The sequence below is a fragment of the Ruegeria sp. G12 genome (genome assembly GCF_056533565.1).
The window spans coordinates 250,070-276,678 of record NZ_JBQFOO010000005.1; the positions used below are offsets into that span (position 1 = coordinate 250,070).

General features: G+C 59.3%; 24 protein-coding genes and 1 tRNA gene. 15 read left to right on the forward strand and 10 right to left on the reverse strand.

The features are described 5' to 3' along the window. Positions 1-193: 193 nt before the first annotated feature. The gene (gene ettA / locus ACR0JN_RS13750) at positions 194-1,861 is read right to left on the reverse strand and encodes an energy-dependent translational throttle protein EttA (protein WP_480886334.1); all 1,668 of its coding nucleotides are present in this window, start codon (positions 1,859-1,861) and stop codon (positions 194-196) included. A 137-nt stretch (positions 1,862-1,998) separates the two neighbouring features. Here ettA and ACR0JN_RS13755 point away from each other — a divergent pair, with 137 nt between their 5' ends. The 3 genes from ACR0JN_RS13755 (at position 1,999) to dacB (ending at position 4,667) form a co-directional block, all read left to right on the forward strand. Further along, positions 1,999-2,469, forward strand: coding sequence for an MOSC domain-containing protein (locus ACR0JN_RS13755; protein WP_480886335.1), 471 nt, complete (start codon positions 1,999-2,001; stop codon positions 2,467-2,469). 32 nt (positions 2,470-2,501) lie between these two features. Next, the gene (locus ACR0JN_RS13760) at positions 2,502-3,122 is read left to right on the forward strand and encodes a nicotinate-nucleotide adenylyltransferase (protein ID WP_480886339.1); all 621 of its coding nucleotides are present in this window, start codon (positions 2,502-2,504) and stop codon (positions 3,120-3,122) included. A 66-nt stretch (positions 3,123-3,188) separates the two neighbouring features. Beyond that, positions 3,189-4,667, forward strand: a complete 1,479-nt coding sequence (gene dacB, locus ACR0JN_RS13765) for a D-alanyl-D-alanine carboxypeptidase/D-alanyl-D-alanine endopeptidase (RefSeq protein ID WP_480886342.1) — start codon at positions 3,189-3,191, stop codon at positions 4,665-4,667. 8 nt (positions 4,668-4,675) lie between these two features. Here dacB and ACR0JN_RS13770 read toward each other — a convergent pair whose 3' ends face one another. Next, positions 4,676-5,098 carry a tellurite resistance TerB family protein gene (locus ACR0JN_RS13770; RefSeq protein ID WP_480817566.1) on the reverse strand — a complete coding sequence of 141 codons (423 nt, stop codon included), beginning with the start codon at positions 5,096-5,098 and terminating at the stop codon, positions 4,676-4,678. 215 nt (positions 5,099-5,313) lie between these two features. Here ACR0JN_RS13770 and ACR0JN_RS13775 point away from each other — a divergent pair, with 215 nt between their 5' ends. The 5 genes from ACR0JN_RS13775 (at position 5,314) to ACR0JN_RS13795 (ending at position 10,691) form a co-directional block, all read left to right on the forward strand. Beyond that, on the forward strand, positions 5,314-6,888 hold the full coding sequence (locus ACR0JN_RS13775; protein ID WP_480886344.1) for a lysine--tRNA ligase: 1,575 nt from the start codon (positions 5,314-5,316) through the stop codon (positions 6,886-6,888). Positions 6,889-6,936: 48 nt separating this feature from the next. Beyond that, entirely contained in the window at positions 6,937-7,338 is a 402-nt protein-coding gene (locus tag ACR0JN_RS13780) for a DUF4864 domain-containing protein (RefSeq protein ID WP_480886346.1), read from the forward strand. A 138-nt stretch (positions 7,339-7,476) separates the two neighbouring features. Next, positions 7,477-9,762: a glycosyl hydrolase family 28-related protein gene (locus ACR0JN_RS13785; RefSeq protein WP_480886347.1), complete on the forward strand. Its 2,286-nt coding sequence runs from the start codon at positions 7,477-7,479 to the stop codon at positions 9,760-9,762. Positions 9,763-9,892: 130 nt separating this feature from the next. Further along, the gene (locus ACR0JN_RS13790; RefSeq protein WP_480886351.1) at positions 9,893-10,219 is read left to right on the forward strand and encodes an antibiotic biosynthesis monooxygenase family protein; all 327 of its coding nucleotides are present in this window, start codon (positions 9,893-9,895) and stop codon (positions 10,217-10,219) included. Between the two features lie 64 nt (positions 10,220-10,283). Then, entirely contained in the window at positions 10,284-10,691 is a 408-nt protein-coding gene (locus tag ACR0JN_RS13795; protein ID WP_480886353.1) for a universal stress protein, read from the forward strand. A gap of 3 nt (positions 10,692-10,694) precedes the next feature. Here ACR0JN_RS13795 and ACR0JN_RS13800 read toward each other — a convergent pair whose 3' ends face one another. Beyond that, entirely contained in the window at positions 10,695-11,177 is a 483-nt protein-coding gene (locus ACR0JN_RS13800) for a HugZ family pyridoxamine 5'-phosphate oxidase (protein WP_480886356.1), read from the reverse strand. A gap of 212 nt (positions 11,178-11,389) precedes the next feature. Between ACR0JN_RS13800 and ACR0JN_RS13805 the strand changes: the two genes are divergently transcribed. Further along, entirely contained in the window at positions 11,390-11,710 is a 321-nt protein-coding gene (locus ACR0JN_RS13805; RefSeq protein WP_480886359.1) for an excalibur calcium-binding domain-containing protein, read from the forward strand. 149 nt (positions 11,711-11,859) lie between these two features. Further along, complete coding sequence (locus tag ACR0JN_RS13810; protein WP_480886363.1) at positions 11,860-12,150, forward strand: hypothetical protein; 291 nt, start codon at positions 11,860-11,862, stop codon at positions 12,148-12,150. A 72-nt stretch (positions 12,151-12,222) separates the two neighbouring features. Here ACR0JN_RS13810 and ACR0JN_RS13815 read toward each other — a convergent pair whose 3' ends face one another. Continuing rightward, positions 12,223-12,453 carry an aspartate aminotransferase gene (locus tag ACR0JN_RS13815; protein WP_480886366.1) on the reverse strand — a complete coding sequence of 77 codons (231 nt, stop codon included), beginning with the start codon at positions 12,451-12,453 and terminating at the stop codon, positions 12,223-12,225. A 90-nt stretch (positions 12,454-12,543) separates the two neighbouring features. Between ACR0JN_RS13815 and ACR0JN_RS13820 the strand changes: the two genes are divergently transcribed. Beyond that, positions 12,544-12,897: an MmcQ/YjbR family DNA-binding protein gene (locus tag ACR0JN_RS13820; RefSeq protein ID WP_480886367.1), complete on the forward strand. Its 354-nt coding sequence runs from the start codon at positions 12,544-12,546 to the stop codon at positions 12,895-12,897. On the opposite strand, the gene ACR0JN_RS13825 is transcribed toward ACR0JN_RS13820, so the two are convergent. From ACR0JN_RS13825 to uvrB, 3 genes are all read right to left on the reverse strand, one after another. Further along, entirely contained in the window at positions 12,894-13,595 is a 702-nt protein-coding gene (locus tag ACR0JN_RS13825) for an ORF6N domain-containing protein (RefSeq protein ID WP_480886368.1), read from the reverse strand. The genes ACR0JN_RS13820 and ACR0JN_RS13825 overlap by 4 nt on opposite strands. Before the next feature lie 90 nt (positions 13,596-13,685). Continuing rightward, positions 13,686-14,504 carry a S1 family peptidase gene (locus ACR0JN_RS13830; RefSeq protein WP_480817554.1) on the reverse strand — a complete coding sequence of 273 codons (819 nt, stop codon included), beginning with the start codon at positions 14,502-14,504 and terminating at the stop codon, positions 13,686-13,688. Then, positions 14,505-16,694 (reverse strand): excinuclease ABC subunit UvrB, encoded by a 2,190-nt coding sequence (uvrB, locus tag ACR0JN_RS13835; RefSeq protein ID WP_480886369.1) that lies wholly within the window; start codon positions 16,692-16,694, stop codon positions 14,505-14,507. It lies immediately after the preceding gene. A gap of 259 nt (positions 16,695-16,953) precedes the next feature. On the opposite strand from uvrB, the gene ACR0JN_RS13840 reads away from it, so the two are divergent. From ACR0JN_RS13840 to ACR0JN_RS13850, 3 genes are all read left to right on the forward strand, one after another. Beyond that, positions 16,954-17,265: an ETC complex I subunit gene (locus ACR0JN_RS13840; RefSeq protein ID WP_480886370.1), complete on the forward strand. Its 312-nt coding sequence runs from the start codon at positions 16,954-16,956 to the stop codon at positions 17,263-17,265. Beyond that, positions 17,266-17,742: a GNAT family N-acetyltransferase gene (locus ACR0JN_RS13845; protein WP_480886371.1), complete on the forward strand. Its 477-nt coding sequence runs from the start codon at positions 17,266-17,268 to the stop codon at positions 17,740-17,742. Positions 17,743-17,764: 22 nt separating this feature from the next. Then, positions 17,765-17,841, forward strand: a tRNA-Arg gene (locus ACR0JN_RS13850). Between the two features lie 22 nt (positions 17,842-17,863). Here the strand turns inward: ACR0JN_RS13850 and ACR0JN_RS13855 are convergent. Continuing rightward, the gene (locus tag ACR0JN_RS13855) at positions 17,864-20,803 is read right to left on the reverse strand and encodes a caspase family protein (protein ID WP_480886372.1); all 2,940 of its coding nucleotides are present in this window, start codon (positions 20,801-20,803) and stop codon (positions 17,864-17,866) included. Positions 20,804-20,978: 175 nt separating this feature from the next. On the opposite strand from ACR0JN_RS13855, the gene ACR0JN_RS13860 reads away from it, so the two are divergent. Beyond that, positions 20,979-23,945, forward strand: a complete 2,967-nt coding sequence (locus ACR0JN_RS13860; RefSeq protein WP_480886375.1) for a glycosyltransferase — start codon at positions 20,979-20,981, stop codon at positions 23,943-23,945. Here ACR0JN_RS13860 and ACR0JN_RS13865 read toward each other — a convergent pair. Continuing rightward, positions 23,935-26,139 (reverse strand): glycosyltransferase, encoded by a 2,205-nt coding sequence (locus ACR0JN_RS13865; RefSeq protein ID WP_480886376.1) that lies wholly within the window; start codon positions 26,137-26,139, stop codon positions 23,935-23,937. The two genes, ACR0JN_RS13860 and ACR0JN_RS13865, sit on opposite strands and share 11 nt — an antisense overlap. Next, the gene (locus tag ACR0JN_RS13870) at positions 26,132-26,599 is read right to left on the reverse strand and encodes a hypothetical protein (RefSeq protein ID WP_480817547.1); all 468 of its coding nucleotides are present in this window, start codon (positions 26,597-26,599) and stop codon (positions 26,132-26,134) included. The genes ACR0JN_RS13865 and ACR0JN_RS13870 overlap by 8 nt, the downstream gene beginning before the upstream one ends. Between the last annotated feature and the right edge of the window lie 10 nt (positions 26,600-26,609).

Genomic DNA, 26,609 nt, shown 5'->3' on the forward strand with positions numbered 1-26,609 from the left:
ATCATGCATTCGGCAAGAACTTGGTTCTGTGCTGGCGTCATGTCATCCCTTGAAAAGTAGTGCACGTACTTCTCTTGTGCGGCCGTATCGTTGGGATCGGCTGCGACTGAAACTGAGGTCAGTAGGAGAACGCATCCTGCTCTAATAACATGCATTGCAGATTTACCGCTATCCGTTACGTCTCCTCATTCACTCACCGCGCAAACTTCTTATGCTTCAACCGCTTGGGCTCCAGCGCGTCCGGCCCCAACCGGCGCTTTTTGTCCTCTTCGTAGTCCTCGAAGTTGCCCTCGAACCATTCCACATGCGCGTCGCCTTCGAACGCCAGAATATGCGTGCAAATCCGGTCGAGGAAGAAGCGGTCGTGCGAGATGACCACGGCGCAGCCGGCGAAATCGACCAGTGCGTCTTCCAGTGCGCGCAGGGTTTCGACGTCCAGATCGTTGGTTGGTTCGTCAAGCAGCAGGACGTTGCCGCCCTCTTTGAGCAGGCGGGCCATGTGGACGCGGTTGCGTTCACCGCCGGATAGCAGCGAGACCTTTTTCTGCTGGTCGCCGCCCTTGAAGTTGAAGGACGAGCAATAGGCGCGGGAATTGACCTGTGCGTCGCCTAGCTGAATGATCTCGGCGCCGCCGGTGATCGCCTCCCACACGGTGTCGTTGTCTTTCAGGTCATCGCGGGACTGGTCGACATAGGACAGCTCGACCGTGTCGCCCAGCGTGATGGTGCCGCTGTCGGGCTGCTCCTGACCGGTGAGCATTTTGAAGAGCGTCGATTTACCCGCACCGTTGGGGCCGATGACGCCGACGATGCCGCCGGGGGGCAGGGCGAAATCCAGCCCTTCGATCAGTTGCTTGTCGCCCATGTGTTTCGACAGGCCTTCGACCTCAATCACCTTGCCGCCAAGGCGCTGGCCGTTGGGGATGACGATCTGGGCGCGGGTCAGTTTTTCGCGCTCGGACTGTTCGGCCAGTTCGTTATAGGCGTTGATCCGGGCCTTGGATTTGGCCTGACGGGCCTTCTGGCCCTGACGCATCCATTCCAATTCGCGCTGCAGGGTCTTCTGCTTGGACTTGTCCTCACGGGCTTCCTGTTCCAGCCGTTTGGCTTTTTGCTCCAACCATGCGGAGTAATTGCCCTCGTAGGGAATGCCACGGCCGCGGTCGAGTTCGAGGATCCAGCCGGTGATGTCGTCCAGGAAATAGCGGTCGTGGGTGACGATCAGGATGGTGCCCTTGTATTCGATCAGGTGCTGTTGCAGCCACGCGATGGTCTCGGCGTCCAGGTGGTTGGTCGGTTCGTCAAGAAGCAGCATGTCGGGCGCTTCCAGCAGCAGCTTGCAGAGCGCCACGCGGCGTTTCTCACCGCCCGAGAGGTTGGCGATGTTGGCATCGTCGGGCGGGCAGCGCAGCGCCTCCATCGAAACGTCGATCTGGCTGTCGAGGTCCCACAGGTTTTCCGCGTCGATGGCGTCCTGCAGGGTGGTCATCTCTTCCATCAGTTCGTCCGAGTAGTTCTCGGCGATTTCCATGGCGATTTCGTTGAAGCGGTCGACCTTGGCCTTTTTTGCGGCCACGCCCAGCATGACGTTTTCACGGACGGTCAGGCTTTCATCCAACTGCGGCTCCTGCGGCAGATAACCGACCTTGGCGCCTTCGGCGGCCCATGCTTCACCGGTGAAATCGGTATCGAGGCCGGCCATGATCTTCATCAGGGTCGATTTACCCGCGCCGTTGACGCCGACAACACCGATTTTCACACCGGGCAGAAAGCTGAGGTGGATGTTTTCAAAGCACTTCTTGCCACCGGGATAGGTCTTGGAGACACCCTGCATGTGGTAGACATATTGATAGGCGGCCATGTCGCGTCCTCTGGGTCGGGGAATTGGGTTGGAACGCTGGATATCCGAGCGCGGCGGGCGGGGCAAGCTGGTGGTTTTGTGAATTTGGCGCGGGCTTTTTCTACCCTAGAGGTATCCGGGCAGAGGCGGAGGGTGTTTTGACAGAACTGGCAGAGTTGATTGCCGGGTGGGCGCAGCCCGGGCGGGTGGAGTGGATTGGTCTGCGACCGGACCGTCGGAACGCGATGGTGGCAAGCCGTGAAGGGTTGATCGCTACTGACGGCCTCAAGGGCGACCGTGCCAGCGCGGGCAAGCGAGCCGTGACCCTGATCCAGCGGGAGCATTTGGCGGCGATTGGAAGCTATCTGAGACGCGGGCCGGTCTCGCCCGAAATCCTGCGGCGCAATCTAGTGGTATCGGGGATCAATCTCTCCGCACTCAAAGGGCGCGAAGTGCAGGTTGGTGAAGCCGTTCTGCGGTTCACTGTGATCTGTGCGCCTTGCAGCCGGATGGAGGAAGCGCTGGGCAAGGGTGGCTATTCCGCCGTGCGCGGGCATGGCGGGTGGTGTGCCGAGGTGGTGCATCCGGGACAAGTGCGACTAGGCGATGTCGTGCAGCCGGTTGATTGACAACGCGCGCCAGTTCTGAACATCAGCGAAGGATGGAACGTTTCCAAATCCCATATGCGCGGGCCGGGCAGGTCGTGGGACTGTTCGGTGGGTCTTTTGATCCGCCGCATCGGGGTCATGTGCATGTGACGCTTGAGGCGATGAAGGCGTTCGGGCTGGATCGGGTGTGGTGGCTGGTGTCTCCGGGAAATCCTCTGAAGGAACGGGGGCCTGCGCCTCTGGCGCAGCGGATGGAGGCGGCGCGGGCGGTGATGCAGCACCCCAGGGTCGAGGTGACGGATATCGAGGTGCTGACCGGGACGCGGGCGACGGCGGATACTCTGGCGGCGTTGCAGCGGCTCTACCCGGAGGTACAATTTGTCTGGCTGATGGGCGCGGATAATCTGGCGCAGTTTCACAAGTGGAAGGACTGGCGGCTGATCATGGACAGCGTGCCAGTGGGCGTTGTGGCGCGGCCGGGGGATCGGATTTCGGCCCGGATGTCGCCGGCGGCGCGGGTCTATGCGCAGTACCGCATCGACGGACAGGCGCGGCAGTTGCTGGGCCGCGCGCAGGCCCCGGCGTGGTGTTTTGTTAACGTGCCGATGGTTGACGTCAGTTCAACTGATCTTCGCAATCGCGGCATCTGGGGTGATGGGGTGTTGCCGGAATAGCCACACCGGTCGCATAATCTCATGCGATGGTTGTGTGGATTTAATCTGTGGGATTTTAATTGGCGCATGGTTGATCGTATTTCGCGTCGTTTGTTTCTGGCGGGATTGGGGGCGTCTGTGGTCCCCGGCGCGGCATGGGCCGGTGCGCCGCTGGAATCCCTGCGCCCCCAGCTGCGTGGCAAACAGGTCAGCGGGGCCGAACGGTTCATTCGGGCCGCAGGGCTGAAAGGCGATGTGGTTTTTGCGGTGGCCGACGTTGAAACCGGGGCCGAGCTTGAGGTCTTTGGGGGCGAAGCGGGCCTGCCGCCTGCCAGCGTCGCCAAGGCGTTGACGGCGCTTTATGCGCTGGATGTTCTTGGTCCGGATTATCGGTTTGAAACCAAGCTGATGGCCGACGGCCCGATCGAGAATGGCATCCTGAAAGGCGATCTGATCCTTGTGGGAGGGGGCGATCCTCTGCTGGACACGGACGCGCTGGCCAGCATGGCCGCCAATCTGCGTGAGGCCGGGATTACCGAGGTGCGCGGCGCCTTCAAAGTCTATTCCGGCGCATTGCCTTACGTGTTCAGCATCGACCCCGGACAGCCTGATCATGTTGGCTACAGCCCGGCGATCAGCGGTATTTCCCTGAACTTCAACCGGGTGCATTTCGAATGGAAACGCGACGGCACCAGCTATGACGTGACCATGGATGCGCGCAGTGCCAAATACAGGCCGGATGTGGACATGGCAGCCATGCGGGTCGAGGCGCGGCGTCTGCCGATCTACACCTACCAGCCCAGTGCGCGGCAGGACCGGTGGACCGTGGCAAAGGCAGCGTTGGGCAATGGCGGTGCGCGCTGGCTGCCGGTGCGCAAACCGGCGCTTTATGCGGGGGATGTGTTCCGCACGCTGGCGCGGGCAAACGGCATCGTTCTGGGCCGGGTTCAGGTGACGCGTGAGGCTCCGCAGGGTACGGTTCTGGTGGTGCATGAGAGCGACCCGCTGAAGAGCATTCTGAAAGGCATGCTCAAGTATTCGACCAATATCACCGCCGAGATGGTGGGTCTTGCGGCATCAAAGGCGCGGGGGGCGGCACCGCAGAACTTGCAGGACTCAGCAGCCGAGATGAACCGGTGGGCCGCCGAGACCTACGGCGCGAACCGGATCGCGATGGTTGATCACTCGGGGCTGGGCGATGCCTCGCGCATGGTGCCGGGTGATCTGGTGTCTGCGCTGGTGGCGGCGCGCAAGTCCGGGGTATTGCGTCCGTTGTTGAAGCCGTTTGTTCTGACTGACAAGCAGGGGCGCGCGGTTCGGGATCATCCAATCAAGGTCAATGCCAAGACCGGGACCCTGAATTTCGTATCGGGCCTCGGTGGGTTCCTGACAACGGCGGACGGCTCGGAACTGGCCTTTGCCATCTTCACGGCAGATGTGGACCACCGCGCGACCATCCCACGGGAACACCGCGAGCGCCCGGAAGGCGCGCGCAGTTGGAACCGGAGGTCTCGCAAGTTGCAGCGGGCGCTGATTGAGCGCTGGGGTGCGCTTTACGGCAGCTAGGGCGGTTCTCAGACCACGTGACGCGCGCGGGCCCCACGCTCGATGGCGGCGGCGTGCAGGCGGTCGATGTTGAGCTCGTAGCGGATTTCTTCCAACAGGCGCAGTTCGGTCTCGGCCAGCGATCCGTCGGCGGCGGCCACGTCACAGGCCAGCGCATAGGCGGTTTCGTGAAGACGCTCGGGCAGGTTTTCCCGGATCAGACCGAACAGGGCATCTAGCCCGTCTTCTTGCTCGAACAGGTCAAACACGATCTGCGAGACACGGCGGGTGCGGTCGATGTCATACCCGGCGAAAACCGGCAGCATATTCACCGCGCCTTCGATCTTGACCAGTTCGGCAGTGCGGATGTTTTCGTCCGACGCCGAGATCGCAACCATGATCGCCACAAGGCAATCCTGCGGGGACATGGGTTGGGGTGCTTGCTCGGTCATCGCGTTGTCCTTGATAGGGGTGTTCGAGGACGGAAGATATGAGGCAGAGCGGGCAGGTTCAACACATTGTTTTTTCGCCCATGTGGATGAAAGCCGACGCCGGTCCGAAGGAAACATACCTCGGCTCATTGACTCATGCTGCACTGGCACAATAGGAGGGGCCGGTCGATTGCGTGGGGCAATCGGCAGTTTTTTCGGATGGAGCTGATAATCAAATGTCTGACCTGCGTGAAACCGCGATGACGTCCAAGGCCTGGCCTTTCGAAGAGGCGCGGCGGGTGCTGAAACGTTACAGACAGGCACCGCCGGAAAAGGGGTATGTGCTTTTTCAGACCGGTTACGGCCCGTCCGGTCTGCCGCATATTGGCACGTTTGGCGAGGTGGCGCGGACCTCGATGGTGCGGCATGCGTTCGAACAGATCAGCGATATTCCGACCAAGCTGATCTGTTTCTCGGACGATATGGACGGGTTCCGCAAGGTTCCGACCAATGTGCCGATGCAGGAAGAGCTAAAGCAGGACCTGCATTTGCCGCTGACCAAAGTGCGCGATCCGTTCGGCACGCATGAGGGCTTTGCGCAGCACAACAACGCGATGCTGTGCGAGTTTCTGGACAGTTTCGGGTTCGAGTACGAGTTCGCCTCGGCCACGGACTATTACACCCTCGGTCGGTTCGACGAGATGCTGCTGACCGCGCTGGAGCGGTTCGACAAAATTCAGGAGATCATGCTGCCGACGCTGGGGCCGGAGCGGCGCGAGACCTACTCGTGCTTTTTGCCGATCAGCCCCAAGACCGGACATGTGCTGCAGGTTCCGACGCTGGAGCGGAACGTCGCCAAAGGGACGATCGTGTATCAGGAGCCCGATGGCGAGAAGGTCGAAATCCCGGTCACCGGCGGCAATGTCAAGATGCAGTGGAAGCCCGACTGGGCGATGCGCTGGGCTGCGTTGGGCGTGGATTATGAGATGTCGGGCAAGGACCTGATCGACTCGGTCACGCAATCGTCCAAGATCTGCCGGGCGCTAGGCAAGCAGCCGCCCGAGGCGCTGAGCTATGAGCTGTTCAACGATGAAGAGGGGCAGAAGATTTCGAAATCGAAGGGCAATGGCCTGTCGATGGAGGAATGGCTGACCTACGCCGCGCCGGAAAGCCTGTCGTATTTCATGTACCAGAAGCCCAAGACGGCGAAGCGGTTGTATTTCGATGTCATCCCCAAGGCGGTCGATGAGTATCACCAGCAGTTGCGCGCTTATCCAGGGCAGGAGTTGAAGGCGCAGTTGAACAATCCGGTGTGGCATATCCATGGCGGGGATGTGCCTGCATCCACGCTGATGGTGCCCTTTGCGATGCTGTTGAATCTGGCGTCTGTTTCTGGAGCCGAGGACAAAGAGGCGCTGTGGGGCTTTATCCGCCGCTATGCGCCCGAGGCCACGGCCGAGACGCACCCCGATCTGGATCAGGCGGCGGGCTTTGCGGTGCGGTACTTCAACGATTTCGTGAAACCTACCCGCCAGCACCGCGCGCCGACCGACCAGGAACGTGAAGCGCTGGAGGCGTTGAAAGCTGCGCTTGAGGCCTATGACGGGCCCATCGAGGATGAGGCGCTGCAATCGGCGGTCTACTCGATCGGGCGCGAGCGGTTCGATCCGATGCGGGGCTGGTTCACAGCGCTGTACGAAGTGCTGCTTGGGGCCTCGCAGGGGCCGCGCTTTGGCGGGTTCATTGCGCTTTACGGTGTGCCTGAAACCATCGCCCTGATCGACAAGGCGCTGGCTGGCGAACTGGTCTGATTTGACCTGAACCTGCGTGGGGCTACTCTTGCAACAGGAGGTGGCCCCATGCGTCGACTTTTGCTTGCTGTATCTCTGAGCGCTGGACTGGCCTCGGGCGCGTTTGCCCAGAGCGCCGAGATTGAGGCCAATATCGCGGCCCAGATACAGGCGTTCAAGGCGGATGATTTTGCCACCGCCTTTACCTTTGCCAGCCCGAATATCCAGCGCTTGTTCGGCAACCCTGAGAATTTCGGGACGATGGTGCGCAATGGCTATCCGATGGTCTGGCGGCCTGCGGATGTGCGGTTTCTGGAGCTGCGCGAGGTTGCTGGCCTTCTGTGGCAGAAGGTGATGGTTGTTGATGGTGACGGTCGGGTGCACATTCTGGATTATCAGATGGTGCAGCAGGAAAACGGCTGGAAGATCAACGGTGTGCAACTGTTGGGGAACACGGACCCGGCGGCCTGATGCAACACCGCCGTGACGGTGCTGTGAGCGGCGGTTAATCCCTTTTCGATACTCAAATTTTCGCGTTCGGGCTGGACCTGAACACGGGGTTTGAACGTGCTGCAGGTAGCGGCGGCGCGCTTGAGAAAGGGATTTTTCATGAACAAGGCAATCACCGACGGCATCGTGTTCATGCCGCCTGCTTTCGCGAATGGCTTGGGTGTCTGGTCTGCGGGCGATGGCACGCCGGGCACGCCAACTTATGACGGATCGGGCACCGGGGCTTTTGTGCCTGCGGATGCGGATTTTGGCGGCTGTCTGGAAATCCTCAAGGTCAATGCCACGCAAAAGCTGCGGTATATGGGGCAGACGCCTCTGATCCCTGGCTGCTATCTGCAGATCAAGGCGCGGGTCAAGGCGATCAGCGGGCCGCTGCCGCAAGTGCGTATTGCTGCGTGGGCCGGTGGGGCCGGGGATGCGCATGTGACGGGCGTGATCGAACAAGGGCAGGTTACCCAACTTTCCGGCTATGGCACCGTGCATGAGATAACGGCAATCGTGGGGTCCGGGCGACGTCCGGGGGTGGACATGCCCTGGGGTGTTGCGGCGTTGTATGGGCATTTCGGACTGGATATCGAGGGCGCGAACGGGGCTTTGGTGCGTGTCGATGATATCGAGATCACGGATGTCACCGGCGTGTTCCTGCGCGAGATGATCAGCGTTGTGGATGTACGCGATTACGGCGCTGTTGGGGATGGCGTCACGGACGATTCCGCCGCGTTCGAGGCGGCGGATCAGGCTGCGGGTGGTCGCCGGGTTTATGTCCCGCAAGGCACCTATCATCTGGCCGCGAACACCAGCATGGCGGCCGAGATGGATTTTGAGGGCACGGTCACAATGCCCGATGACAAGATGCTGTTGCTGACCGGGGATTTTGACCTTTCGGCTTACATCGCGGCCTTTGGCGACGAGGAACTGGCGTTCAAAAAGGCATTTCAGGCGCTGCTGAACAACTCGGATCATGAATCGCTGGATCTGGGCGGTCGCAAAATCTCGGTCACCGCTCCGATTGATATGGCGGCTGCGGTGCCGAACAAGCCGGGCTTTTCGACGCGCAGGGTTATCCGCAACGGGCAGTTCGATGTCAAATCCAGCTCGGCTTGGGATACCGAGACCTTCACGTCGGTCGCGACCTATGACCCATCGGATTCCAAACGGCTGACGAATGTGGTGAATGTGACAAATATCCCGGTCGGTTCACTGGTGCAGGGCAGTGGCGTTGGGCGTGAGATTTACGTGCGGTCCAAGGATGTGGCCGCAGGTGAGATAACACTGAACGCGCCCATTTATGACGCGTCTGGCACCCAGACCTTCACCTTTGTCTCGTTCAAATACCTGCTGGATTTCAGTGGCTTCGGCACTCTGCGCAAGTTCGGGATGGAGCAGATCGAATTTCAGTGCAACGGACGCTGCAGCGCAATCCGACTGGCCCCGTCGGGCAGCACATTCTCGCTGTCGGACTGCTTTATCAGCCGTCCGCTGGATCGTGGCATCACCTCGATTGGGACCGGCTGCAAGGGCATGCTGATCGACAATTGTCAGTTCCTGTCGTCCGAGGAATCCTTTGTCGTCACCGACCGCAAGTCGATTGCGCTGAACACCAGTTCGAACGATGTGAAGCTGCGGCACAACCGGGCTGTGCGCTTCAAGCATTTTGCGGTTCTGGGCGGCGACAACAACATGGTTCTGGGCAACCACTTCTTTCAGGGTGACAGCATTCCGCAGGGCGTCCGCACGGCTGGCCTGATCATGATCGGAACCTACAACAGTTCGACCATTGCCGAGAATTACGTGGATAACTGCTTTGTCGAATGGACGAACGAACGGGACGCGAACCCGACCTATGTTTCGGGTTATTCGTTCAGCGCGATGAGCATCACGGACAATATCTTTTATTCCAGCGAAGCGCCGCCGTGGTTCAGCTATATCGTCATCCGCCCGCATGGTCCGGGGCACTTCCTGAACGGTCTGGCTGTGACGGGCAACAAATTCCGGTCCAGTAGCAGCGATATTCAGCGGGCGGAACGGGTGGATACCACTTTTGCCGATTTGAACAAGGATCGGCATGTGAATGTCACCTTCCAGAACAACACCTATCACGGCGTCGACAATAAAGCGCAGAACCCGCTGCGTGTCCGCTATTCGCAGAACAGCGTGGCCTCGGCCTGGTCGGTCTGGTCAAGCGGGCAGTTGCCCTTTGACGGCAAGGCGCGCAGTTGCGATGCGGTGACCGCACTTGGGCCGCTGCGAAATGCCTTCGGGTCGTTCCGCTATCTGGCCCCATATGTCGAACTGGAGCAGGGCAGCAATGGCAATGGTGTGCGGTTGCGCTGGTCGGAAAGCGTCCGGGGGGAGGTCTCGGTTCTGATGCGGATGGAGCGCTGAACCGCTGGGGTGGTCGTCTGGGAACGGGCGGCCACCCGTCTTGGCTTGCGAAACTGCTTGGAGAAGCACAGGAAAGGGGCGACGTTCGGAATTCCTGTGCTAGGCTTGATCCAGTCAAAGGAGAAGCCAGATGCCCACAATATCCAAAAGCGCCAGCGTCCAGACTGTTATAACCACGTTTGAAATGTCTCCGGGCACATGTCAGGACCTGTTGGAGGCGCTAACCGATGCCTATGCCGAGTTCATCTCGAAACAGCCCGGCTTCATATCGGCGGGGCTGCATGTAAACGACGCTCAGACCCGGATCGCCAATTATTCGCAATGGGAACGGCGCGAGGATTTTCTGGCCATGCTGCGCTCGACCGAGATGCGCGAGCGCAATCGCAAGATCAACGAATTGTGCAGAAGTTTCGAGCCGGTCATGTATGACGTGGCCGAAACCTTTGACGTTTCCTGACCTGGATCAAGGCCTAGATGGCCCCGTCGGTTCACTCTGAGTTGGAACCACGGAGGCTTGCGCCATGTATCACAACATTCTTGTCCCGATTTCCTTTGATGCCGAGCGGGATACCTCTGGCCCGTTGAAACTGACCGAGATGCTGGGGACACCCGACGCGCAGGTGACATTGCTGCACGTGGTCGAGCATATCCCGAACTACGTGATCTCTTACATGCCTGCCGAGTATCTGAGTGAAGCACGAAAGGCGATTCAGGCCGAACTTGATGAACTGGCGGCCGGTCTGCCCAATGCGCAGGGGATTGTGATCGAAGGTCATTCGGGACGCTCGATTCTGGATTGGGCCGATGCCAACGGGCCGGATCTGATCATCATGGCCTCGCACAGACCGGGAATGCAGGACCTGTTGCTGGGGTCCACGGCGGCTCATGTTGTGCGCCACGCCAAATGCGCCGTGCACGTTGTGCGCTGAGGGTCAGAAATCTGAAGCGGCCAGGCGATAGGCTTTGCCGAACCCGCCGTTCAATACGCCGTCCTGAATTTCAAAACGGACGAAGGTGAAATCCGCGAAGTCGATATACAGTTTGGATTTGGGGCGCAGGCTTAGATATCGGGCGCGCAAACCCTCATGATCTGGTGTGCCGCGCGTTATTTTGTGCGCTACGGCGTGCAGCGTCAGCCGGGGATGTGTCAGGGGATCGCCGCTTGCCTGTGGCTCGCCAACCAGCAAGGCGCAGGACGGGTTGGCCTGCAGCGCCTGTGTGTGATCGGACAGCTCGGAGATCAGCGTTATGGGGTGGCCCTGCTCATCCGTTGCCAGCGCAATCCGCGATACGGAGGGTAGGGCCACGTCCGGTCGCAGAACGGCGAGCGCGGCGAAACGCGCTTCTGCAATCAGGTCCCCTGCCAGCTCTCGGGCGGCAGTATCGGTGGGTCGATAGGGGCTGTCTTTGGTCACGGCATTCGTTCCATCAGGGCTCCCCAATGATACCGGTTTGGCACACCCGGTGTCACTAAGCCCGATTTTTCCGGACTTGCCTCGGCTTTGCCATATAAGTCGCCTAAAACGAGGGCATGTTGTTTGGAAAACCCCCTTCGGACGGGGATGACCCACCCCTTTCCAGACGCCAGCGCCGAGCAGATGCTTTGCGGCGTCAGGCGCTGTCTCCAGTGCGTATACTGACGATGGTTCTTGCGCTGCCGCTGACCACGGCGTTGATTGGTGTCGGCGTTTACATGCGGGTGTCGGACTATGAACGCAATGAAGCGGTTGTTCACCTGATCGCAATGGCCGGTTGCGACGCGGCTGAGACCTTTGGGCTGGGCCCCTTCCGCAGGGGACAGCCGGGATATCATAAGCGCAACGACCCCGACGGGGATGGCTTGGCGTGTGAGAGAAATGCACCCGCGCTGGTCACGAACTCGGCCCCGCAACGCGGTGAAGGCGCGCGGGCCAGGATGGTTGGCAGTGCCAAATTCGTGCGGCCCTGATCGGGCCGCCTTTTGGTTGATCCGAGACGGTCGGAGAACCGCTAAGCCTGTGAATGTAAGGGAATTCCTTTTAACGTGTTAAACTGCTCGCGGTGGGGGCCGTTTTGGTGCCGCCAATGGGCAATTTCGCCCTGAAACGGAGAAAACACATGTTTGCACGCGTTACTCAATTCAAAATGAAACCCGGCACGCGCGACGCGGCCACGGCGAAGATGAATGACCTTAAGGCCGAGATTCTGGGGATGCCCGGCATGCATTGCTTTACAAATGTTATGAACGAAGACGGCAGCGGCTATGTGATCTCGGTGGTCGAAAGCGAAGAGACCTCGAAAGCAAATGCACCCAAGGTGGCTGCGTTGTGGGGGCAGTTTGCCGAGTATCTGGAAGGACCGCCAACGCCTGTGGGCTTTGACGTGATTGCGCATTGGCACAACGGATAGGCATCGCGACGGGGAACCGAAACCTTGAAAAGATTTCGGTTTCGCTTTCTTTTTAAGAAAGCGATGCTCGGCTCAGGTGAGCCATCGCACCGGAGCGCGGTTGCAGAAAATCACGATCTGTCCGGAGTTCTCGGCCACCTGATACCCGCGGCGGTGGATTTCGGTCATGAAACGCTCCATCCCGGCAAAGCGTTCGATATCCCGGGCCTTGCGGCGGATAACGCCGCCCTGTTGAACGGCCTTGGACGTGAACAGATCTTTCAGCCAGACATCAGGCGACAACGGAGAGTTTCGGTTTTCCATGACCGCAGCATTGGGCCGTCTGGGTTAAAGCCTGGTTAACCTACGCGCTGGCGGTTGCCTTACGCAGGGCCGACCGCCAGTATCACCTCCATGACCCGCGATGAATTCAACACCTTCTGCTCGGGCCTCAAGGCCACCTCGCACGTGGTGCAATGGGGCAATGCGGATGTGTGGAAAGTGGGCGGCAAGGTGTTTGCGATCTGCGGTTGGAATGACGGGCGCGATGCGTTCACCTTCAAAGCCACCGATCTGGCCTTTGAGGTTCTGAGTGATGAACCCGGCATCCGCCCAGCGCCCTATCTGGCCTCGCGCGGGATGAAATGGCTGCAGGTCTACGAAGAGCGCGGGATGAGCGACGCCTCCCTGCGCGACCATATCGTGACGTCTTACGAGATGGTCGTGGCCAAGCTGACCAAGAAGGCGCGGGCCGAGTTGGGCGTCTAACCCTTCATCGCCTGCAGCAGTTCCAGCAATTGTCTGCGGTCATCGTCATCGGCGTAGTCGCCGGTGGCCAGACGTTCAGCAATGCGCAGGCGCAGGCGTTCCTGCTGGGTGCGGACCTCTTCGCCGGCGGTCTCAGCCAGGGTCTTCATGATCGCCGCCACCGCCTGCTGGCGCTTGGTGGTGGGGTTGGCGATGTAGTCCACAAGGCTCTGCTGCCCGGAATCGAGGATATTTTCGGCCAGATCGCGCAACTGCTGGCCATTGGGCAGCAGCGGGGCGGGGGCGCCCTCGGGCGGCAGGACTTCCGGCACGCTGCGCGGGGTCTCGGCCAGCGCATTTGCGCCATCGACAAAGGCCTCGGTGATCATCCTTGTGATCCGGATCGCGCGCGGGTCCTTGAACAGGGCCGAGGCGATGGCCACGCCGTAATCCGTATAGACCCACGGATTGACCCGCCGACCGCCGCGCCCCTTGGGTTTTGAGATCACATTCTGTGATTGCAAATCGGCGACCTCGGCGTCGGTCAGTTGAAAACGATAGCCCTCGAACAGGTCCTTGTTGCGCGAGACGGCCTGATTGAAGGCGCTGACGGATTTTCCGTAGAACTGCGCCAGATCCTCGGCCAGCACCACACGGGTGCCGCGCACCCGGTGAATGGCGCTTTGGACCTCATGCGTGCTGGGCAGGGTGTTCTTCATGGCAACCGTTTGGAATCACAATTTGTGATTTCAAACGTGGAGGAGGGAGGGGTGGGGCGCAAGGGTGGAGTGTGGGGAATGTAGGGCGTTTCACCGAGCGGGTTTGTTACTCGCGAATGGGCTGCTCGGTGACTTGGGATTAGCCAACATCTCCTCTATTATGCTAGCTTTCCAAACACGGCCAAGTTGGAAACCTTCGTTCTCGTCGCCGTTTCGCCCAGCGTAGACACCTATGAACCTGGTCCAATAACCAAAGAAACCACTATCTGATTTCGGACCGCCTTCTTTTCCGAAGTTGCCAATTGCTTTAATAAATGTCGGAGAGCCGGACATTCCGGGTCGAGTTGCCGTATCGCACAAAAAAACTGGCAGTTCCTCATATTCGAGTGATGGCTCCGTAGCGATTGAGCCGCGCTTCCATATAGGCGTCATTGCCGGACCAGTTAACTTCTCTGGAAACCCCACTACGAAACAGTCCGCGCCCACCTCTGTCCAAATCTCTTCGTTTTGTTGTTTGTCATTTACTGCAAAAACATCCAATTTTGGGCTTAGGTCTAGTGCAACTATGTCAAAGTTCCGCCCATCAGGATGCTCAATCCAATCCGGTGTTCCATCTTTCCAAAGGTTAATTCGGATTGATTTGAACTCTACGGGAAGAACACCCTCATTGGGTTCTCCAATTTTTCGATAGAAGTAAGCGTCAAGATATAGGGGATCGAAACCCTCGGGAACCGGTGAGTTGTCAGAGTGCCTGCCGGTCACGACATGCCGATTGGTAATCAAATACTCTTTCTCATCGTATCGCCAAAAGAAACCTGTTGCAGGCGCCGTCTTGGGATTTTCTTGGTTTTCGGAGCGGACAACCAAATAAGCTACACACTTTGTCTCAAACGCAACTTCGCCAATCACTTATCGTTTCTTCCTCCGCTTCACATTCCCACCTCTCTGACCCGGCCGTCCAGCCGTTGACCGCCCGCGCGACTTGACCGCATCCTCAGACGCCTTCTCGACCGCCCACTGCCGCGCCATAGGGTCGTCGGCGACGGCCAGATCGACCGCTTCCAGACGTTTGATCTCATCCCGGATGTTGGCCGCCTCTTCGAATTCAAGGTTCTCGGCGGCTTTGCGCATCTTCTCGCGCAGACCGTCCAGATGGGCCTCGAGGTTGGCACCGTGCATCGGCTTGTCGATGGTGGCGGTGACGCGGTTCATGTCGACATCGCCTTCGTAAAGACCGGCCAGAACGTCCTCGACATTCTTCTTCACCGTCTCGGGCGTGATGCCGTGTTCCTCGTTATAAGCGATCTGCTTGGCGCGGCGGCGGTTGGTCTCGTTCAGGGCACGCTCCATCGAGCCGGTGATCTTGTCGGCATACATGATCACCCGACCCTCGGCGTTGCGCGCGGCGCGGCCGATGGTCTGGATCAGCGAGGTTTCCGAGCGCAGGAAACCCTCTTTATCCGCGTCCAGAATGGCGACCAGCCCGCATTCGGGGATGTCGAGCCCCTCGCGCAGCAGGTTGATGCCGACCAGCACGTCAAACGCCCCCAACCGCAGGTCGCGCAGGATTTCGATGCGTTCCAGCGTGTCGATGTCCGAGTGCATGTAGCGCACCTTGATGCCCTGTTCGTGCAGGTATTCGGTCAGGTCCTCGGCCATGCGTTTGGTCAGCGTCGTGACCAGCGTGCGGAAGCCATTCGCAGCCACTTTGCGCACCTCGTCCAGCAGGTCGTCCACCTGCATGCTGACGGGGCGGATTTCGACCTCGGGGTCCAAAAGGCCCGTGGGGCGGATCACCTGTTCGGTGAAGACACCGCCAGTCTGCTCGATTTCCCACTTTGCTGGCGTGGCCGAGACAAAGACGGATTGGGGGCGCATGGCGTCCCATTCCTCGAACTTGAGGGGGCGGTTATCCATGCAGGACGGCAAGCGGAAGCCGTGTTCGGCCAGCGTGAATTTGCGCCGATAGTCGCCCCGGTACATGCCGCCGATCTGCGGCACGCTGACGTGGGATTCGTCGGCGAAGACGATGGCATTGTCGGGGATGAATTCGAACAAGGTCGGGGGCGGCTCGCCCGGTGCGCGGCCTGTCAGATAGCGCGAATAGTTCTCGATCCCGTTGCAGACGCCGGTGGCCTCTAGCATTTCCAGATCGAAATTGGTGCGCTGTTCCAGGCGTTGCGCTTCCAGCAATTTGCCCTCGCCGACCAGTTGGTCGAGCCGGATGCGGAGTTCCTTTTTGATCCCGATGATCGCCTGCTGCATCGTCGGTTTCGGCGTCACGTAATGCGAGTTCGCGTAGACCCGCACATGCTCCATCGTCGCGGCGCGTTCGCCGGTCAGGGGGTCGAATTCGGTGATCTGTTCCAGTTCCTCGCCGAAGAAGGATAGCTTCCATGCGCGGTCCTCAAGATGGGCGGGCCAGATTTCCAAGGAATCGCCACGTACCCGAAAGGACCCGCGCTGAAACGCCTGATCATTGCGGCGGTATTGCTGGGCGACGAGATCAGCCATCACCTGCCGCTGGTCGTATTCGTGACCGACCTTCAGGTCCTGTGTCATCGCCCCGTAGGTCTCAACCGAGCCGATGCCGTAGATGCAGGACACCGATGCCACGATGATCACGTCATCGCGTTCCAGCAACGCGCGGGTGGCCGAGTGGCGCATACGGTCGATCTGTTCGTTGATCTGAGATTCTTTTTCTATGTAGGTATCGCTGCGCGGCACATAGGCCTCGGGCTGGTAGTAGTCGTAATACGAGACAAAGTATTCGACTGAGTTTTCAGGGAAAAAGCCCTTGAATTCGCCATATAGCTGCGCGGCCAGCGTCTTGTTGGGGGCAAGGATGATGGCTGGGCGCTGTGTTTCCTCGATCACCTTGGCCATGGTGAAGGTCTTGCCCGTACCCGTCGCGCCCAGCAGAACCTGATCGCGTTCGCCGTCATTCACGCCGCCGGCCAGCTCCTTGATTGCCGTCGGCTGGTCGCCTGCTGCGTTGAACTCGGTATGCATCACGAACTGCTTGCCGCCTTCCAGTTTCAGGCGGGCGCGGACGTCTTCGGCGGTCAGCTGGGTCTTGTCGGAATGGGTGTAGGGCATCGGTGCGCTCCGGGGATCAGGCCCTTACATTTGTTCTTATTTTGTCCATCTGCAAGGGGGGATCGGGGGTCAGGCGGGCCGCATCTATGTATTCTCGGGCAGTTTTGCGGCACGTGCTGTCCCTATGTTTGAATTGCGCCCGGTCTAGCGCGGGTTGATGACAGGTTCTGACATCAGCGCACCGCGACATTTGTCATCTTGTCCCCGGTCGCGCTGTGGCGCATAAACGGGGCCAGCCAAGTGAGTACGGAGAGGCGACATGCGCGCACGGATTTACCAGCCTTCGCGAAACGCGATGACCTCGGGGATGGCCAAGACCCGAAAATGGGTTCTGGAATACGCCCCGGCCTCGGCGCGCGAGGTTGATCCGCTGATGGGCTGGACCTCGTCATCGGACACGCAGACGCAGGTGCGGTTGAAGTTCGACACCCGGGAAGAGGCGCTGGATTACGCCAAGGACAACGGCATCGACGCGCAGGTCGTGGCCCCGCACAAGCGCAAGCCGAACCTGCGCGCGGGCGGCTATGGCGAGAACTTCGCCACCAACCGGCGCGGTCCCTGGACCCACTGAATGATCGACATCCGTGAGGTCGATCCGGGTCACGAGAGCATTCGCCCCATCATCGAGGCCCACCTTGCCCACAGCTGGGAGGCGACGCCGCAGACCTCGAACCATACTCTGGACGTCGTTGCGCTGCGCGAACCCGGAATGCGGTTCTGGGCGCTGTATGAAGGCGGCACACCGCTGGGATGCGGCGCGCTGAAAGCGTTGCCGGATGGGTCGGCCGAGGTGAAATCCGTTCATATCCTGGCGGCCGCGCGCGGGCGCGGTCTGGCGCGCGTGATGATGACCCATCTGGCGGATCTGGCGCAGGCCGAGGGGATTTCAGCGCTGGTTCTGGAAACCGGCGCGGCGCATTTGCCCGAATATGACGCGGCGCGCGGGCTGTATGAATCGCTGGGCTACAGCTATTGCGGCCCGATCCATGGCTACGCGCCAGACCCCAACAGCGCCTTCATGCGCTTGGCCCTTGAACCCCGCCGCTAAAACCCGCAAGAAGGGCGCAAGCGGTCCCTTAGCTCAACTGGATAGAGCAGCTGACTTCTAATCAGCAGGTTGAGGGTTCGAGTCCTTCAGGGATCGCCATGTTACAGCGACTGTACTTTTATTATTGCTGGTTTCCGGCCAGGCGCACCAATTCGAAAAAGACCACCGTTGGGTTGGACGGGTCTTTGCCAGCGTCCTGCAGTTCCGATCTGGCTTCGCTGGTTGAAAGAGGTTGGTTGGGACGTGCCAGTTGCCCGTATGCGGCGACCAGTGCATCTGCGCCCAGATTTTCGGCTCGGTCGCGGGCAATCTCTGCCGATTTTGCATCGACAAGAGCGGCAGCGCGCGCAAGCCAGACGCTTGCGTTGACCGGATCGGCATCTGTGCCAACTCCATCCGCATAGTATCGTGCAAGATCGAGCCTGGCCCACGGGTTTTCAGCCTCGGCGGCCTGGCGCATATAGCCGAATGCCACTTCCGGATCGCGGGTCCCGCCGAAACCCGTTTCCAGGTTCCGGGCATGATCGCGGAAGGCGTAGATGTTGCCCTTGGCAGCGGCGCGCTGGGTAAGCCTTGCCGATTCCGGGGCATTCTGAGGTACGATTTTGCCGTCCTTATAGATCGCCGCCAAATCCCGAAGAGCCCATTCATCGTCCGTTTTGGCGATCATATCCTGCAGGACGCTGACGGCGGCAGGGCCATTGATCTGGCCGTCAAATCCCTTGGCATGGGCGGCGGCCAGTCGTCTGGCGGCGGGCGGGAAACCCAGATCCCAGGCCCGTTCGTACATTGACAGGGCAAAAGGCAGATCGACGGCTACTTTTTGTCCGCGTTCATGGAGTTCCCCAAGAAGGAATGCGGCCTGAACATTTTCCTTTGCGGCAGACAGCCTGAGCAGCGCAACTGCAAGCTCTGGGTTTTCCGGGCGGCCGTCGCCGTTTAACAAGGCTTTGCCAAGCAGGTACTCGCCTTCTGCATCCCCCTGAGTGGCTGCGGTTTCATACCACGAGGCCGCAGCTTCCAGGTCGCGTGGGACGAGTTCACCGATCTCGTATTCCCGCCCAAGCCGGGCTTGTGCGAATGTCCAACCTTGTCCGGCTGCACTCTCAATCCACTTCAGCGCTTCGGTGGGATCGCGTTCAACCCCTTGCCCTTTGCGATAGGCATCGGCAAGTTCAAGCTTGGCCGATGGGTCCCCCAGCTCTGCCGCTTTCAGATACCATTCGACGGCAGTTTCGTCCGAAGGCGCAACGCCCCATCCGTTTTCGTAGACACGTCCCATCAGAGTGTGTGCCCAATCGTTGCCCGTATCTGCCGACTGGCGGATCAAACCCACACCTCGCTCGGTGTCCACGGGCACGCCATTGCCGAACAGATAGGCCTCGCCCAGGGCGTTCAGCCCCCAACTGTCACCAAGTTCGGCGCCTTGACGGAAATACTCAGCCGAAGCCTCGGGGTCCGCTGGGCCGCCCTGACCCAAAAGTGACATTTTCCCCAAGGCAACAATAGCCGTCGAATACCCCTGATCCAGAGCGAGACCGTTCCAAAGACGGGCTGCTTCGTAATCACCGGCGCTGCGATAGGCCCGCCCGAGCACTGCTTTGAACCGCGCGGACTCCGGATATCGCTCGACGGCGGCGAGGCAGGCTTCGATTGCCAGACGCGGCTTCATCAATTCAAGCCGCGCCCCGCGCCCCACGCGGTTCGGATCATGAGGGTAGCCCGCAACCATGTCGCACGTATCGTATTCAACGATAACGTCGCGCACTTGCAGCGAATTCCCGTCGAAATCGGCCAGCTCGATCCGTCCCTGACGTCCGGCGGTTGTGGGCGCGGTTTCGATCACGATCTTGGGCACATCGATGACGGACACCTGAACCGGAGCCCGAAGCTCCTGATCCTCTGTGGTAAGAAAACGAACACCGTCTGCAGGCGCGGCAAGGTTCAGAAACGCAACTTCAGCAAGTTCTTCGGCCGAGAACAGGGATGACAGGGGTGTGCGGACACCTGACGCGAGTGTCAGCGTGGACTGCTCTGTCTCGTCACCCTCCAGACCGATTTCCGGTTTGTTTCCTTTGCCCGACAACCAGGCACGGGCTTGGCGAATGAACCCGCCATTCGGAAATTCATCCAGATACAGTTCGAAATGCTCGCGCCGCCCGCTCTGGACGGCTGTGCGCCACAGCGATCGCTCGAGCACAAGCGACGGGGGTAACGAGCCAAGTGTGTCGACCTGATTACCCGCCCCGCGTTCCGCGGCAAATACGTCCTCGCGAAACACAAAGCCCGAGTCCATGGCCGAATGGATCCAGGGGACCTGCTTTCCTTCGGTGGCTTGCGAAACCTTGTCTCGTACCTCGGTAAAGACATCCAGAACGTCCATCGCGGGTTTCTGAATGACGTCTATCAATGCCGTAGTGAACGGGCTGTTGCCACCGTCCGGCCCATCAAATGCAACGCGTCCGGGACTGGTGGAAAACGCCATAAGAAATTCGTTGTCCGAACTTACGTCAATTTTGGCCAAGCCGCCGGAGGGTTCGCTGATTGGCAGTTTGGCTGCCGCGTTCCCAGCTCCTGCGGAGTGGAGGACAAAGGGGTTATCCCGACATGCGTCAAGCACCAGGATCGACAGTGAAGCCCCCGAATTCGCTAAGGCAGACGCGATTTCGTTTGCGGAAACTGCCGACTTCAGCGCCGCTCTTTCTCCGTTGGCAAGATCCACGTCCTTGGCCAGCAAATAGTTGCTGTTCGCGACCTGAACCCCGTGACCCGCGAAGAAGAATGCCGCATGTGAGCCGGATTCCATGCGCTCGCCCATGACTTTGATCGAGGCTTTTAGCAACTCGACATTGGGGTCCAGGATTTCGATAACTTCGAAACCCGAACGCCAGAATTCAGCGGCTACAGCGCGCGCGTCACTGATAGGGTTGGGCAGGTCGGGTGCCCGATCATAGTCGCCAACACCGATGACCAGCGCAATTCGACGCGTTGACTGATCTGAAAACTCTGCGGCGTCCTGGGCCGTCGCGAAAGGCGCGATACCCAGAAGTACGAACGTCAAAACTACAGATCGAATACTCAGAACCACGTCGGGAATCCTCATAATCAAGAATTGGGGAAGCCTAGCAGAACCTTGTCTCAGCAAAAAGGCTGAGGGTAATGCCGAAACATTGCACGATTCGAAACCCATTGATATCTTTTGATAAGTGGCACCGGATTGGAGCAAGAGGCACGGCATGGCACGCGTGACGATAGGTGTTCCGGCCTACAACAATGTTTCGACCATCAAGCGTGCGATCCAGTCTATTGCAGCGCAGTCCTTCACCGAGTTCCGGGTCATTCTGTCCGACGATCAGTCCAAGGATGGAACATATGAGCGATGCTGCGAACTGGTAAAAACCGATGGACGTTTTCAGGCTATCCGGCAATCCGAACGGCAGGGGTTCATGCATTTCCGCCGCCTCGTCGAGGCGGCCGATACGCCATATTTTGTTTGGTTGGCGGGCGACGACTACTGGGCCCCCGAGTTTCTTGAGAAAACTGTGGCCGTGCTCAACCAGAACCAGAACGCGGTGTCGGCAATCCCAAAGGTCGCTTTTGTCGACGCACCTGCGGGTACTGACGCCCCGGATACCAGCACGTTGTCCGGCACATGGGCTGATCGGGCGGGTGCCTTTTTGTCCCGGCCAAACGGAAGCCGGATGTACGGCCTTTTTCGCACCAAAGACCTACTGGCTGCCTTTCCCAAGCGGACGATGAATGCGTATGACTGGTATCTGACCCTCGGGTTCTTGCGGCGGGGTCCACAGATTGAGGTGCCGCATGTGCTGCTGTATCGTGAAAGAACGGATTGGCGAGACTATTCCCGTATTGCAGATGCCGTTTACGATGAGGGCATTTTTCGGCGTTACCCGTTGCTTGATTTCTCAGTCGCAGCATTGCGGGACGGTTTGATCCCGCCGAAGCCATCCCTTTTCAGAACTCTGTATCAGATGAATCTCGAAAAGCATGACGAGCGTCTGATGGTGGTCGAGCCCGAAGTATTTTTTCGCGGGATTGCGGGGCAGGGCACAGGCGATCTGCGGGCCAAAAGCGCGACCCTCGCGGTAAGCGAAGTTGTGAATCTGATCGCGGATCCTAAAACTTCCGACGCGGTGCGTGATGCCGCAGAGGCGGCCCTTTTTAAACTGGCAGAAGCCGGTAACGTTCGGGCGCTGCGATATGCCGGGCGTCATCTGATCGAAACCGGCAACCTGCCCGCTGCAGAAAACGCGCTGACCCATGCGGCGCAATTGGGCGACCCTGAAGCCCGCGTAAGGCTTGCGGTTCTGAGATTTGACACGGGAAATCTCGAAGCCGATGCGTTGAGCCGGTTACTGACGCAGGAAACCCGGGCCGGAAGTGATTTTGCAGCCGCTCAGCTTGCGGCAAAATTTTGTGAAGGGCGGCTTGCGGGCATTTCCCCAGGCTCCCTTGCCGAGTTGTTTTCGCGCTGCGCATTGGACCCGGGCGGCACCGTTGTCCGGGCCCAGGCGAAGCTGATGTCAGATGGAATTGCGGTGCCACGGGACCTGAAAAAGGCGGTGCGGCTGCTGGATGGTGTTGCCCCTACAAACCCCTGGGCCCGGAAGGATAGGGGGCTTCTTCATCTGGAGTTGGGGCACGTTGAGGATGCAATCGTTGATCTGACATCTGCGGCAGAGTCCGGGGCCGATTGGGCGCTGCTGAACTTGCTGGATATCCCTGAAGCCTATGACCGCCCAAGGACCGGGCGCATCGTGACCGACCTGCTGCGCCGTTCAGAGGACGAAGAACTGACCCAAGCCGTTCTGGACAAGTGGCGCAACGGACTGGTCCCTGAGGCGGAGCCGATCAAAGAACACCCAAAGGTGTCACCGGCTTCCGCAAAATCGGAAACGACAATGACCGCAATTCTTGTTGCCAGAAACGCAGAAGCCACGCTGGACCGGGTCTTGTCTCATTACGCGGCCGAACGCATACCGGTCATTCTTGTCGATCACGGCTCGACAGATGGGACTTCTGGAATTGCGATGGCACGCCGGGATGCACCGGTCGTGGGTTATTTCCATGAGCCGTATCTAGGGTATTTCGACCTCACACGGCAGTTGATGCTGAAGCGAGACCTTATTTTCGGTATCGACAGCGATTGGATTCTGCATGCGGATGCTGACGAATTCGTCGAGACGCAGGATGGAACGCCGCTCATCGACTTTGTTGGCCGGTATTCCGAAAGCAAGGCGGTTACGTTCGATTGCACCGAATATACCTTTGTGCCGCGGTCCGAGGCAGAGGAACACAGCCCGGAAGATTTCCCCGAGACGATGCGGCACTACGTCATTTCGTCCGAGAGGGACCGGAAGCAGCGCATTTTCCGTAAGGATTGCGATCTTGCGACCTGGATGCAGACCGGAGGGCACACTGTCAGCTTGTGTCCCGGGTCCGTCGCAGGGGAAAACCTGCGATTGCGCCATTATCTTGGTCTGTCGATGGATCACATCCGATCGCAATACCTTCCCCGAGTGTTTTCCGGCGAAGACCGCGCAAAATCGTGGCACGGCAATCGGTTGGCGCAATCCAAGGACTTAGTTCAGGCTCCGGATAACTCTGTTCTGTTGAGTGTCGATGCCGTCGGTTTTCGGCATCATCCTACCGTGACCAGCCCGCCGGTATTCGCCACTGTTGCGCCAGGCATCGACAGCACGCGGCAAGGGTTTTCTGAAGATGTGGAATTGATTGTCGGAACCGCCTGCCGTGACACGGCTGACTGGGCACGGCAGGAACTGTGTTCCGAGTTTCCCGATCTGCGCGTTGTCATCCACCTTGGCCCCGCGCAAACGGTTGCCGAGGCGGGAACCCGCCCCACGCTGCACGTATTGGGGTTCCCCGCCAATGGCGCAACGTCACCGTCTGACTGGCTGTGCGGGGTCGCGGGGCTTCGGCAGGCTGCCATGATAGGTCAACGACGTTATCGCGAGGTGCGGCGCGAAGACTGCGAGGCGAATGCTGGCTGGTTCAGAGAAGCGGTTCTTGATCTTTTGTCGAGCCAATCGACCAAAGTAACGTCTTTTCCACGACACAGTTCCCTGGACGTTCAGGTTTCCCATCCCGAATGGCAGGCTTTGGGTCGGGATTTTCTGAAAGACCTCGGATACAATTTGATCGGGCCAACCGCTATCGAATGACCTCTGACGATGTCCGGCCTGCTTCTGCCAGAAGCGCGACAATTTCAGCGGCCTGGGCAGCCCCGGTTGCCTGCGGTACATGTTGCATGCCCATGCGGAATGCGGCCCGCCGATCCGGGTTGCACATCGCTTCTACGGCGTCTCTGATTTTGTATTCCTCGCCCTTGCGAATGCACAGGCCCATGCCGCGCCGCTCGGCAAAACGCGCGCGGAGATCCTGCCGATCCATGATCGGATTTTCATTTGGAACGAATATGGCAGGCAGCCGTGCCGACATCAGTTCCGCAAAGGAATTGTAGCCCCCGGCAGAGACCGCAAAGTCAAAGGCCGAGAACCAGCGATGATAAGGATACCCTTTGATACGCCGGACAAAGGTCGGAAGCGGTGATGTCCGATCAGACATCAACCATTCGGCGAACACAACGTTCAGACCCTGGATGCGGCCGAATTCAGCGATCAGATTTTGCCAGACGCCGGATGTGTCGAAGTTGTTCTGCGCACCGGGAAGGATCAAAATGTTCAGGGCATCAGGGTCCAGCCCCAATTCGGTGGCAGCCTGGTGCCGTGACAGGATGTCGACGTCATCAAGCAGAACAATCGGAGGCACTTTTGCCCGTCTTTCGCCGGCCAGTGACGTCGGGCCCTTGTCATAGGCCTCGGCGATTTCGCCGGGCTCGATGATGGCGTCGAACATCTCGGCTTTTTGCAGGGCGGGCAAGTCCCGGCCCTCGCCCCACATGCCGCGCCGAACCCAGACAAATGGCAGCTCGGGATGTTTCTCTCGAAGATATTCGATCGCCGCGAAGGGGATATTTGCATCAAAGATGAACGCGCTTGGTCGGTAAAAGCGCAGGGCACTTTCGAGATAGTCGTGCATCGCCAGGTTCCAATAGGATGAGTTCATCCCTGAATGCGTGTGGAAGGGCTGAAACTCGACGGCGTATCCAAAGTCGCGTACCACGTCTGCGGCGTGCGAGAAGCTGATGAAGACCGATTGAATATTGTTGGGCAGCTTCCGCGCTATCGCCAATTGACGGGTCAGGTGCCCCATGCCGACACCGTTGGTTGACAAGTTGATTACGATTTTTGCGGGACGGGCCATGCGGCTGGAAACCAGGGGCGTGGAATGTTCCGGGCCAAGCGCCTTTCGCACCTTGCGGGCAAACTCAGTTGGCGAGAAATGCATATCCCGCAGTTCCCGCCATGCCGCCCGAATATCCTGCGCGTGTGTCTTATCCGAGAACACCTCGATAGCCGTGTCGGCCAAACGCGACAGTGGCGCATATGCTGCCGCATACATGAAATTTCTTTGCCAGTTCGGCTGCAGAAGAGGGATTACACCTGAATCCAATGACCGGATCAATTCTTCCGGGTAGGGGTCGTCTTCCGGTGAGTCCGTTGTCAGAATGAAGTCACAGCCTGACAAAAACGTCTCGGGCTGAGAACCTCCTTGCCCGAACAGGGAAAGGGGGGCATAGGCATCGCGCAGCGCCTCGTTCCAGGCTTCCGGCGCGTGAAAAAGCCTGTAGGCCAGCAGATGATGCGCCGGAAACCACTTATTGAATATCTCGAAATCTTTGGGCCAGCGTCTGTGGCGGCTGTGCCGGTAATACCCAAGGGTCGGTCGAATCGAAGCACTGGCCAGCGGCTGATCGGCGTCCAGGTCTGTTGCAGGGGCAAAGACCGGCGTCCAAGTTTCGTCCAGGATTGTCGCATCCGGCACCAAGGTTTCGAGAAGCGCCCGGATCGACAGCGCAACCGGTACCAGTTGCAGTTCACCGCCGAGTGTTTCACGGGCGTTTTCCAATACTTTTTTTGCACCAGCGCCGCTATCTGCAAACCGTCTTGTTACAATGACAAATCTCTGATCCGCAGTGATGTTTGTTGGCTGAACGGCGGGTTCCAGAAACAAGCGCATGTCAAACGCCAGCAGCGCCAGGCAACTCGCGGTGGCCCCTATGGCAAGTCTGGATATTCTGGGATGATCCAGCAGGTTTTCCACCTGCGGGTCGGCTTTACCGATGTCGGCACCAATCTGCCCCAACCAATACAGCACACCGACACGATAACCCGATGCCGCCAACGCTTGAATCGCGGCAGCCGAATGTCTGGACCCCGTGTCACCAGAGCGTGGATCGAACAGAACGATGATGTCAAAACGGCTGCCAGACAGAGCAGCCTGTCTGCTACGCAACAATGCAGGTCCCAAGCTCACCCAGTTCGGCAGAGCCTTTGACGCCAATCTCCGTCGTGACAACCTCGCGCGCCATCATCTTGCCGTTATCCTCAAGCATGCGCACAAGCGTCACGATATGAGTGCCTTCGGTGGAGCCGTCACCGTTTACGATGATATAGGAATCCAGGCTGCTGTCTTGCCGAATGGTTGCGCCGGGCACGATCGTGGATGGCAGGTCCTGATCTGTAACTCTGATTTTCTCGCCATTCTTGGTGCATGTCACCCGGTTTCCGATTTCACCGCTATAAGTCATGGCGCGCGGAGCTCCGGCTTGCGCGACATCAGAAACGGGCAAGAAACCCAGACGTTCAAGTCGCTTGATCTGGACCAGCTGGGGGTCTGTTGCGCAGGCCGTAATCACCCCCGCCATCACTGCCAGTGCCAATGTTCTGCCGATACGAAAACCAAAAGCTGTCATATAGAAACCC